Genomic DNA, 11633 nt, shown 5'->3' on the forward strand with positions numbered 1-11633 from the left:
GAACGTAAGGCAGGCCGCAAGGGCCTGGGGGGAGGGACGGGTAATGAGAATCAGTGTTTTAGGGCTCGGCTACGTGGGCTGCGTATCGGCCGCGTGCCTGGCCAGCCTGGGCCACGAGGTTATCGGCGTGGACGTGAACCAGGTGAAGGTCGACATGGTCAACGCCGGCAAGGCGCCGGTCGTCGAGGAGCGGATCGGCGAGCTCACCGCCGAGGTCGTGGGGGCCGGCACGTTGCGCGCCACCACCGACGTCCGTGAGGCGATCATGGGCAGCGAGGTGTCACTGGTCTGTGTGGGCACGCCGTCGGAGCCCAACGGCAGCCTGTGCACCACGTATCTGGAGCGGGTCACCGAGCAGATCGGTGCCGCGGTGGCCGAGCGGGGTGGGCGGCAGACCGTCGTGTTCCGCAGCACCATGCTTCCGGGTACCTGCCTGAACCTGCTGGTGCCGATCCTGGAGAAGTCCGTCGGCGGCACGGCCGGCGTGGACTTCGGGGTCGCGGTCAACCCGGAGTTCCTGCGCGAGGGCACGAGCGTGCGGGATTTCTTCGACCCGCCCAAGACCGTCATCGGCGAGCTCGATGCGGCGAGCGGCGACGTGGTGGCGTCCCTGTACGAGGGCCTGCCCGGCGAGGTGTTCCGGGTGCCGATCCCGGCGGCCGAGGCGATCAAGTACGCGGACAACGCGTTCCACGGCCTCAAGGTCGGCTTCGCGAACGAGCTGGGCGCGGTGTGCCAGGCACTCGGGGTGGACTCGCACCAGGTGATGGACGTGTTCCTGGCCGACCGCAAGCTGAACATCAGCCCCGCCTACCTGCGGCCCGGCTTCGCCTTCGGCGGCTCCTGCCTGCCCAAGGACCTGCGCAGCCTGGTGTACGCGGCGCAGCGGGCCGACGTCTCGGTGCCCATCCTCGCCCACGTGCTGACCTCCAACTCCCAACACCTGCAGCGCGCCGTGGACCTGGTCGAGCGCACCGGCAAGCGCCGGGTGGGCCTGTTCGGTCTCTCCTTCAAACCCGGCACCGACGACCTCCGCGAGAGCCCGCTCGTCGAGCTGGCGGAGAGGCTCTTCGGCAAGGGGTACGACCTGAAGATCTACGACGCCAACGTGAGCCTGTCCCGGCTGCTCGGCGCGAACCGCGAGTACATCGAGACCCGGCTGCCGCACCTCGCGCAGCTGCTCGCCGACTCCGTCGACGAGGTGCTGGAGCATGCCGAGGTATGCCTGGTCGGGACCAAGGACCCGGCCGTGGTGGCGGCGCTGCCCCATGGCGAAGGACCCGTGATCGTCGACCTCATCCGCCTTCCCGACGCCGAGGCGCGCCGGGCCGAACCGGGGTACATGGGCCTTGCTTGGTGACACATCGTTTGAAGACACAGCCAGCGGCGACCGGGCGGACCGGCGCGCGCTGATGCTGGTGGAGAACCTGTCGGTGCCGTTCGACCGGCGGGTGTGGCAGGAGTGCACGACGCTGCGCGACGCGGGCTGGGAAGTGCACGTCATCTGTCCCCGGGGGGAGAAGCGGGACACGGAGCCGGAGGCGGTGATCGACGGGGTGCGGATCCACCGCTACCCGTTGCGCGCGGCCACGGGTGGACCGGCCGGCTATCTGCGGGAGTACGGCTCTGCGTTGTGGCACACCGTCCGGCTGGCCCGCAAGGTCGGCCCGGTCGACGTGGTGCACGCCTGCAACCCGCCGGACCTGTTGTTCCTGCCGGCGCTGATGCTGAAGCGGCAGGGCGCACGGTTCGTGTTCGACCAGCACGACCTGGTGCCCGAGCTGTACCTCTCCCGGTTCGACCGCGGCAAGGACCTGCTCTACCGCGCCGTGTGCGCGATGGAGCGGCGGACCTACCGGGCCGCGGACATCGTGCTCGCCACGAACGAGAGCTACCGGGACGTGGCGGTGCGCCGTGGCGGCCGGCGGCCGGAGGACGTGTTCGTGGTGCGCAGCGCACCCGACATCGACCGGTTCCATCCGGTGCCGGCCGAGGCGGGGTTGAAGCGCGGCAAGCCCCATCTGCTGTGCTACCTCGGCGTCATGGGCCCGCAGGACGGCGTCGACTACGCGTTGCGCGCTCTCGCGAAGCTGCGTGACGAACTCGGACGGAGCGACTGGCATGCGGTGTTCATCGGCGCAGGCGACGCGTTCGACGCGATGGTGGACCTTTCCCGGCAGCTCGGGCTCTCGGAGCACGTGCAGTTCACCGGACGCATCCCGGACGCCGATCTGGTGCGCTACCTGTCCACCGCGGACGTGTGCCTTTCCCCCGACCCGCGCAACCCTCTCAACGACGTGTCGACCATGAACAAGGTCCTGGAGTACATGGTGATGGGTCGCCCGATCGTCTCGTTCGACCTCCGGGAGGCGAGAGTCTCCGCCGGTGACGCTGCCGTCTACGCGCCCGCCAACGACGAGGCCGAGTTCGCCGAACTCATCACGGTGCTCCTCGACGATCCGGAGCAGCGGGCCCGTATGGGCAAGATCGGCCAGGAACGGATCAGCGGGCAGCTCTCCTGGCGGAACTCGCAAGCGTCGCTGCTCGCCGCCTACGCCGCCGCCTGCCGTGACCACACTCCGGTCTCGGCGGGCGACGCGGTCCGGGCACGGGGGAGGCGGCTTCCTTGAGCGATGACACGATTCGCCTGGCCATGATCGGGCAGATCCTCCGTCGGCGCTGGCGGCTGCTGGCCGTCCTCACCGTCGTGGGCGCGCTCGTCGGTTACGGCACCTCGGTGGTGCTGTTCCCGCCGCGCTACACGGCGTCGACATCGGTACTGCTGCCGGGGCAGTGGGAAGAGCGCGAGCTGCTGACCCAGGTCGACATCGCGACCAGTTCGTCGGTGGTCGACCCCGTGGCCTCCCAGCTCGGCTGGAGCGGTGTCAGCGGCGCCGACCTGCGGGATCGAGTGACCGCCAAAGCCGCCGACGGGAACATCATCAAGATCTCCGGAACGGCCGACACCCCGAAGCACGCACAGCAGCTCTCGGACCGGTTGGCCCAGCAGCTCGTCAGGTTCGCCGCGCGGATCGCCGGCGGCAACACCGACGCGGCCACGGTGCCCGAGACGCTGCGGAAGCAGGTCGTGGAGACCAACCGCCGCATCACCGAGCTGGCCGATGCGGCCGATCCCGGGCAGAGCGTGGAGAGCGTGCAGGCCCGCACCGAGCTCGAGAAGCTGCGCACCTCACTGGAGGAGGCCATGACGAAGCTGGACCAGGCCGACCCGGCGAACAACAAGGGCGGCATGGTCGTCATGGGGTCGGCTGCCCGGCCGACCGGCGAGGCGCCACCGACGAGGACGCAGCTCATCGCCGCCGGGGCGCTGCTGTTCTTCCTGTTCGCGGTCATCGGCCACCTCGCCGCCGTACGGCGCAATCGCCGACTGCGCTCCGAACCGGAGATCGCCGCGGCGCTGGGCTCGACGCTCATCGGCACCGTCGACGTGGCGGGTGCACGGCCCGCGCACCGGCCGGAAGACCGTGCCCCGCGCGACCGGATCCGCCGGCTGCTCGGTGTCGACACCCCATGGGACCTGCCGACCCCGCAGCGGTCCGGCGACGAGGCCGACATGCGCATCCGCTACCGGCGGGTGTGCACACGCCTCCGCGACCAACTGCCCGCCCCCCGCGAACTGTTGGTGGTCGTACCGGACGGCGACGAGATCGCCCGCCGGGCCGCCGGGCACCTCGTGACCGAGGCCAAGAGCGATCCGGTCCTGCGCGTGGTGGAAGTCTCGGTGGACCGGCCGATGGTGCCGGACCGCGGCAGCGAGTCCGGTGCGCTCGTCGTGCTCAGCGCGGGCAGCTGGACCGCGGGGGAACTCGCGGGTATCGCCGAGGCGTGTGCGGACGGCAGACATCAGGTCGTCGGCATCGTCGTCGCCGGCGCGGTCCGGGCCCGTCCGACGCGGCCTGCCGAGCAGCCCCCGAACGACGCCCCCATGGCGCTCGCGGTGGGCGGCCACGCGAGGGGAGGTTCCGCATGACGACGAACACGACTTCGGAGTCGTCGGCACCCGTTCACCTGCTGGACCTGCAGGCACTGGTGGTGGCGGTGCGCAGGCGCCGTCGCCTGTGGTGCTCCCTGGCGCTGGTGGGGCTGCTGATCGGCGCGGCGGTGGCAGTCCTGCGACCGCCGGCGCCGGCCGCGGTGACCAAGGTGCTGGTTGCGCATCAGGCGGACCAGCCGAACGACACCGGGACGCTGATCCGCACCGATGTGGAGCTGCTGCAGACCACACGGATCGCCGACAAGGCCCTGCAGTCCCTCAAGTCCCCGGAACGGCCTGAGGACTTCATGAAGGACTACCGGGTGACCGGGCTGACCAACAACGTGCTGCAGATCGATGTGATAGGTGACAGCGACGCGCAGGCGGTGGCCCGGGCCAAGGCATTGGCAGACGCGTTCATCGCGGACCATGTGCGGCGGATGAAGGAATCCGCGCAGGCGGAGGCCAAGGCCCTGCGCGACCAGGGTGACCGCATGCGGCACGAACTCGCCGGCGTCAACAAGGAGATCGGGGACAGGTCGCCGGACAGCGACCCGAAGGCGTCGGCGAGTATCGAGTCGCTCTTCGCCCGCCGGGCGGAGCTCAACTCGCGGATCGCCGACTTCGACCAGCGCGCCGAGGAGGCGCGCATGGGTACGCCCCAGATCATCGCCGGTACGCAGATCGTGGACGCCCCGCGCGCGGTGCGGCACTCCCTGCCCAGGTCCGCTGCTACCAACGCCGCGATCGGACTCGTCCTCGGGCTCGTGCTCGGGCTCGCGGCGGCCGCGGTCGGCACCGTGGTGGCGGACCGTCCCGTGCTGCGCCGGGAGATCGCGGCGAACCTGGGCGCCTCGGTCATCGCGGAACTGCGCCGCGTGCGCCGACGGCGGGTCAGGCTGTGGCAGCGCCGACGGACCCGGACGGCACGTGAACGGCTCACCGTGACCCTGGCCCGCACGGTGCGTGGCTCCGCGGAACCGTTGTCGCTGCTGGAACTGGGCTGTGCGCGCAGCACGAGCATGATTGCCCTCGACCTCGCCAGGGCCATGGCGGCGGACGGACCGGTGGTTATCGTCGATGGTCTGCCGGGCCTGCGGCGCGCCCACCGCGGCCAGCAGCCAGGAGGCCCGGACGTGGTCGGCGTCGAGGGTGCCGCGGCCGTGCCGCACGAGGTGCGCCGGCTCGGTGTCGGCTCGGTCGCGCCCGGTACGGCGTGGACCGGCCTCCCGGACCTCGGTACCCAGACGGTGCTCGTCGTGCGTGCCGGGCACGCGAGCGCCGCCTGGCTGCACACGGTGGCGCGGCAGCTCGCGGATCTACTCATTCCGGTGATCGGTGTGGTGCTGATCGACCCCGATCCGCGGGACCGGACCGACGGCACCCTGTGGGACGGCCTGGACACCGCGCTGCGCGGCCACAACGAGCGGCTGGCCCGGGAGAAAGTGACGGGCCGACGGCCGACAGCGCGGCCGTCGTGGGCGGTTCGAGTCCCGGACAGCGATCAGGAGGCGCGGTAGTACATGTGTGGCATCGCAGGCACTTACCGGTGGCCGGACGGAAAGGCCGTGACTGACCGGCTCACCGAGACCCTCGCCCACCGCGGTCCGGACGGGGCTGGTCGGTACAGCCGGCCCGCCGGTGACGGCGAAGTGCACCTAGGGCACCGCCGGCTGTCCATCATTGACCTGTCCGAGACCGGCGCCCAGCCGATGGTCTCGGGCGGCCTCGCCCTCACGTACAACGGCGAGCTGTACAACGCGCCCGAGCTACGTGCCGAGTTGGCGGCCACCGGGGTGCGCTTTCGCGGTACCTCCGACACCGAGGTGGTCCTCGAGGCCTGGCGGCGCTGGGGCACCGACTGCCTGCCCCGGCTGCGCGGCATGTTCGCGTTCGGGGTCTTCGACGAGCGCACGGGTGAACTGGTGCTCGCCCGCGACCAGTTGGGCATCAAGCCGCTGTTCCTGCTCCGGCGCGGCCAGGGCCTGGTGTTCGCCTCCGAGCTCAAGGCGATCGCCGCCGCCACCGGCGGATCGCTGGAGGTGGATCACGCCGCACTGGTGGCCTCGCTCCTCTACTACTGGGTGCCGGATTCGCGGTGCGCGTTCCGTGAGGCGGAGAAGCTGCCGCCGGGGAGCTGGCTGCGGTGCCGGCCCGACGGACGGGTGGAGCGCGGGCGTTACTGGAACCTGAAAGACGTCGCCGCCGAGGGCCAGGAGCGTGCCCGTAGCGGCGAACAACCGGACCTGGCCGCCATCGTCGAGGAGTCGACCCGGCGCCATCTGCTCTCCGACGTACCCGTGGCGACCTTCCTCTCCGGCGGTCTGGACTCCAGCTACCTGACCGCGCTGGCGGCCCGCCACCGGCCCGGGATCTCCGCCTACACGATCGGGTTCCGCGCCGAGGACGCCAAGTTCGAGGCCATGCCCGACGACCTGCGCTACGCCCGGCAGGTGGCCGCGCGGTTCGGCGTCGACCTGCACGAGATCGAGATCGCGCCGAACGTGCTCGACCTGCTGCCGCAGATGACGTACCACCTGGACGAGCCGATCGGCGACCCCGCAGCGATCAACACGTTCCTGATCTGCTCGGCCGCCCGCGAGGCCGGGGTCAAGGTGATGCTCTCGGGGATGGGCGCCGACGAGCTGTTCGCCGGGTACCGCAAGCACCTGGCCAACCTGCTCGCGCTGCGCTACCAGCGCATCCCGCGGCCTCTGCGGCGCGGGGTGTCCAGGGCGGTGGACCGGCTGCCGGTCGCCACGGCCCGCCGGGGGTACCGGTCGGTGCGCTTCGCGAAGCGGTTCCTCTCCTTCGCCGAGCTGCCGGAGGAGACCGCGTTCCGGCGCAGCTACACCATGTACGACCAGGACGAGCTGCTCGCCCTGGTCGATCCGGACCTGGCCGGGACGGTCGACGACGTACTGACCGAGCACGCGGACATCTACCAGGACAACGAGCTCGACGACTTCGTCAACCGCATGTGCCTGGGCGACTCCCGGATGTTCCTGCCGGGCCTCAACCTCGCTTACACGGACCGCTCCAGCATGGCAGCCTCGACCGAGGTGCGGGTGCCGTACGTGGACGTCGAGGTGGTCAGGGCGGCGTTCGCCGTGCCCGGCGATCGCAAGATCGTCGGCCGGCAGGGCAAGGCCGTCCTCAAGGAGGCGGCCACCTCGGTCCTGCCCCGGGAGATCGTGTACCGGCCCAAGGGCCTGTTCAGCGCCCCGCTGCGGGCCTGGATGAGCCGGGATCTGGCACCGCTGGTGCGCGAGGTGGTCAACGACGGCGTGCTCGTCAACTCCGGGCTGCTGCGCCGCGACGCGCTGGCGCGCATGGTCGCCGAGGACGCGGCTGGGCAGCGGGACTTCTCCAAGCATCTGTGGCATGTGCTGACCCTCGAGTACTGGTACCGCGACGCGACCTCCGGGTCCGGCCGGAGCACTCGCTCGGCAGCGTAGAAGACGGCTTAGAAACAAGGGGACTTCGGGTGAAACAGGTAGTTCAGAACTACAAGAGCGGCGAGCTCGCGGTGCTCGACGTGCCGGTGCCGGGATGCAAGCCGGGCGGTGTGCTGGTCCGCACCGCCTACTCGCTGATATCCACCGGGACCGAACTCATGAAGGTGTCCGAGGCCGGCATGTCGATGCTGGGCAAGGCCCGCTCCCGGCCCGACCAGGTGGCCAAGGTCATGCAGAGCGTGGCCACCAACGGCGTCGGCCCCACCTACCAAAAGGTGATGGGCAAGCTGGACTCCTACACCCCGCTGGGCTACTCGCTGTGCGGCGTGGTCGAGCAGGTCGGCCCCGGGATCGACGACGTGAAGGTCGGCGACCTCGTGGCCTGCGCCGGCAACGAGCACGCACTGCACGCCGAGCTGAACTGGGTGCCGAAGAACCTCTACGCCCCGGTACCCGACGGCCTCGCGTCGCGGCACGCGGCCTTCGGCACCGTCGGGTCGATCGCGATGCAGGGCGTCCGCCGCGGCGAGCCCCAACTCGGCGAAGTGGCCCTGGTCATCGGCCTCGGCCTGATCGGGCAGCTGGTGGTGCAGCTGCTCGCCGCCTCGGGGGCCCGCGTCGTCGGGGTCGACCCCGACCCGGCGCGATGCGAACTCGCCGAGCGCCTGGGCGCCGCGGCCTGCGGCGATCCCGAGTCCGCGGCCGTGGAAGCCGCCGTCGCCGAACTCACCGACGGGCACGGCGTGGACCAGGTGTACCTGGCCGCCGGTGGCGGCAGCAACCAGCCCGTCGAGCTGGCCGCCCGGCTGTGCCGGGACCGCGGCCGGGTCGTCGACATCGGCAAGTGCCGCCTCGACCTGCCGTGGAACGCGTACTACGAGAAGGAGCTCGACGTCCGGTTCTCTCGCTCCTACGGTCCCGGACGCTACGACCCGGAGTACGAACTCGAGGGACGGGACTACCCGATCGGCTATGTGCGCTGGACCGAGCGCCGCAACCTCGCGTGCTTCCTCGATCTCCTCGCCCGCGGCAGCGTCGACGTGGAACCCCTGGTCTCCCACGTCGCCGACCTCGACGACGCCGTCGAGACGTACCAGGGCCTGAAGGACGGCGAACTCAAGGCCGTGGCCGTGCTGTTCCGGTACCCCGAACACAAGGGTGAGGCTCAGGCCCCGGCGGTGGCCGTGCCCACGGTGAACGTGAAGCGGGTTCCGGCTCGGGCCGGCCGTTCGCCGGTGCGCCTCGCGTTCGTCGGCGCGGGGAACTACGCGACGTCGATGCTGCTCCCGCACCTGGCTCAGCGCGACGGCATCACGCTGTCGACCGTTGTCACCACGACGGCGCTGTCCGCGACCAACGCACAGCGGAAGTTCGGCTTCGCCGAGGCGACCACCGACCTCGACGCCGTGCTCGGTGACAAGTCCATCGACGCGGTGTTCGTGGTCACCCGGCACAGCTCGCACGCCGAACTGACCCGCCGAGCGCTCCTCGCGGGCAAGACGGTGTTCGTGGAGAAGCCCCTGGCCCTGACCGAGGACGAGCTGGCCGGCGTGCTCGCGGCGGTGGAGGAGTCCGGCAACGACCGGCTGCAGGTCGGCTTCAACCGCCGCTTCGCGCCGCTGCTGCAGGACGCCAGGAAGCGGTTCGGCGCCCGGACAGGGCCGGCGAGCCTGCGCTACCTGGTCAACGCGGGCCGGCTGCAGCACGGCAGCTGGTACCTCCAGCAGGGCACCGAGGGCTCGCGCTTCGCGGGCGAGGGCGGACACTTCATCGACACGGCGAGCTGGCTGCTCGAGTCCGACCCGGTCTCCGTGTACGCGACCGCCCCGTCCGGCAACGAGGACCTGCAGGTAGTACTGCAATACCCGGACGGATCCACCGCCACCATCAGCTACGTCACCACCGGCGCGCCCAGCTTCCCCAAGGAGACGCTGGATCTCGTCGCGGACGGCAAGGTGCTGCGGCTCGACGACTTCGTCCGTGCCGCTGTTTACGATGGCCGCCGTAAGCGGTGGGTCAGTTCGCGGCTGCCCAAAGCCCGGGACAAGGGCCAGAACGCCGAGCTCGCCGCGTTCATCAAGGCCGTGCGGACCGGCGGGCCGATGCCGGTTCCGCTGTCGTCCCTTGTCGCCACCACGGCGGCCACCCTCGCCGTGCAGGCAGGCCTGGCCGGCGGTGCGCCGGTGACGTTGGCGAGGCCGCGATGACCATGAGCGCGGGCTGGTACCTGCGACGCCTTTCCCGGATGGGGCCGCGGGAGGTCGGCGGTCGGGTGGGCGACGCGGTGCGCAGGCGGCGTTGGCGGTCGGCACGGCCCGACTGCCCGAGCGTGACCGGCGCCCGGTTCACCGCCGTCCTGCCGGCCGGGACGATCGCCGGGATCCCTCCGGACGCCGCGAAGCGTCTCGTCGCCGAGGCGGACCGGCTGATGTACGGGCACGTCGAGTACTTCGGGGTGGTCCGCGACGACCTGGCCGACCCGGACTGGTGGAGCGACCCGAAGACCGGGCGCCGGGCTCCGTGGGGCTACGCCTTCGACGTGCCGTACCGGAACGAGGACGCGGTCGGGGACATCAAGCAGATCTGGGAGCTGTCCCGGCACCAGTACCTCACCGTGCTCGCCGCCGCCTACGCGGTCACCGGGAACGAGCGGTACGCCGAGCGCGTGGCCGAGCATCTGCGGTCGTGGTGGAGGGCCAACCCGCCGCTGCGCGGCGTGCATTGGATCAGTGGCATCGAACTGGGCATCCGTCTCCTTTCCTGGGTGTGGATCCGCCGGCTGCTCGACGGCTGGCCGGGCGTGGGCGAGCTGTTCGAGAGCAACCCGGTGGCGGTGAACCAGATCTGGCACCACCAGCGCTGGCTGGCCGCGTTCCCCAGCCGGGGTTCTTCGGCGAACAACCACGTCATCGCCGAGGCCGCCGGGCAGTTGGCCGGGGCCTGCGCGTTCGGCTGGTTCCCCGCCTCGGCGCGTTGGCGGGCGGGCGCGCTCAGGTCGCTGGATCAGCACCTGCGGAGCAACACCTTCGGCTCCGGCCTCAACCGTGAGCTGGCCACCGAATATCACGGACTCGTCCTGGAGCTCGGCCTGGCCGCGGTGGCCGAGGCCGATGCCGCCGACGTGCCGGTCCCCGCGTCGACCCGGCTGGTGCTGCTGCGGATGGCCGACGCGCTCGCGGCCGTCGTGGACAGCCGGTTACGTCCGCCACGCCAGGGAGACGCCGACGACGGGCACGGTCTCATCGTCGACGGCGCGGGCACCGACCGCTGGGCCTCGCTCCTTGCCACCGGGGACGCCGTGTTCGGCCGTCTCGACTGGTGGCCGGCAGTGACCGCAAGCGACGTACGCACCCCGCTCCTCGCCGCGCTCATCCGGCCGTACGCGAAGAACGAGACCGCACCGGCCATGAACCGCCCGGCCAGTCGACCGGCCCACTTCGCCGACGCGGGCATGACCATCCTGCGCAGTCCGGCACAGAGCGGGCCGGAGGAGATCTGGTGCCGCTGCGACGGCGGCCCGCACGGCTTCCTGTCCATCGCCGCACACGCCCACGCGGACGCGCTGTCCGTCGAGGTCCGCCACGACGGGGTCGAGGTGCTCGCCGACCCGGGTACGTACTGCTACCACGGGCAGCCCGAGTGGCGGCAGTACTTCCGGTCGACCCTCGGCCACAACACTCTGCAACTGGACGGCACCGACCAGTCCGTCTCCGGCGGCCCGTTCCTGTGGACCCGGCATGCCGGCAGCCGCATCCTGACCGCGGACACCTCCCAGCAGGGCGTGGCCCGCTGGTATGCCGAGCACGACGGCTACCAGGGCTCGGTCCACCGCCGACGGGTCGAACTGACCGCCATGAGCCGGGAGTTGAAGGTCGTCGACGAGGTGCGCGGCCCGCGCAGGGCCGAGGCGCGCCTGGTGTTCCACCTCGGCCCGGCGATCGCCGCGGACCTGACGGGCAACCGCGCCGTGCTCACCTGGACCCGGGACGGCGAGGACCGCTCCGCCGTGCTCGACCTGCCCGGGCAGCTGTCCTGGCGCGCGCACCGCGGCGAGACCGAACCGCCGCTGGGCTGGTACTCCGCCGGATTCGGGCGCAAGGAACCCACCACCACGCTGGTCGGCACCGGCTTCGCCGACGGCGCGGAGGAGTTCACCTCCGCGCTCAGGTTCGGCTAGGGGG

General features: G+C 71.3%; 7 protein-coding genes. All 7 read left to right on the forward strand.

What is annotated here, in order from left to right; translation table 11 throughout:
* Positions 1-43 precede the first annotated feature (43 nt).
* The 7 genes from OHA58_RS38465 to OHA58_RS38495 are packed head-to-tail and all read left to right on the forward strand — an operon-like array spanning position 44 to position 11629.
* Entirely contained in the window at positions 44-1360 is a 1317-nt protein-coding gene (locus OHA58_RS38465; RefSeq protein WP_405484583.1) for a nucleotide sugar dehydrogenase, read from the forward strand.
* On the forward strand, positions 1350-2630 hold the full coding sequence (locus OHA58_RS38470) for a glycosyltransferase family 4 protein (RefSeq protein WP_405484585.1): 1281 nt from the start codon (positions 1350-1352) through the stop codon (positions 2628-2630). Before OHA58_RS38465 ends, OHA58_RS38470 begins: the two co-directional genes overlap by 11 nt.
* Positions 2627-3991 carry a Wzz/FepE/Etk N-terminal domain-containing protein gene (locus OHA58_RS38475; protein ID WP_405484587.1) on the forward strand — a complete coding sequence of 455 codons (1365 nt, stop codon included), beginning with the start codon at positions 2627-2629 and terminating at the stop codon, positions 3989-3991. The genes OHA58_RS38470 and OHA58_RS38475 overlap by 4 nt, the downstream gene beginning before the upstream one ends.
* Positions 3988-5514 carry a Wzz/FepE/Etk N-terminal domain-containing protein gene (locus OHA58_RS38480; protein ID WP_405484589.1) on the forward strand — a complete coding sequence of 509 codons (1527 nt, stop codon included), beginning with the start codon at positions 3988-3990 and terminating at the stop codon, positions 5512-5514. Before OHA58_RS38475 ends, OHA58_RS38480 begins: the two co-directional genes overlap by 4 nt.
* 3 nt (positions 5515-5517) lie before the next feature.
* Positions 5518-7452, forward strand: coding sequence for an asparagine synthase (glutamine-hydrolyzing) (gene asnB / locus OHA58_RS38485; RefSeq protein WP_405484591.1), 1935 nt, complete (start codon positions 5518-5520; stop codon positions 7450-7452).
* Between the two features lie 29 nt (positions 7453-7481).
* A complete protein-coding gene (locus tag OHA58_RS38490) occupies positions 7482-9659 on the forward strand; it encodes a bi-domain-containing oxidoreductase (RefSeq protein ID WP_405484593.1) in 2178 nt (725 codons plus the stop codon).
* The gene (locus tag OHA58_RS38495) at positions 9656-11629 is read left to right on the forward strand and encodes an alginate lyase family protein (protein WP_405484595.1); all 1974 of its coding nucleotides are present in this window, start codon (positions 9656-9658) and stop codon (positions 11627-11629) included. The genes OHA58_RS38490 and OHA58_RS38495 overlap by 4 nt, the downstream gene beginning before the upstream one ends.
* Positions 11630-11633 lie beyond the last annotated feature (4 nt).

Origin of the sequence: Streptomyces sp. NBC_00009 (assembly GCF_045040855.1) — a bacterium.
GTDB lineage: Bacteria > Actinomycetota > Actinomycetes > Streptomycetales > Streptomycetaceae > Streptomyces > Streptomyces aureus.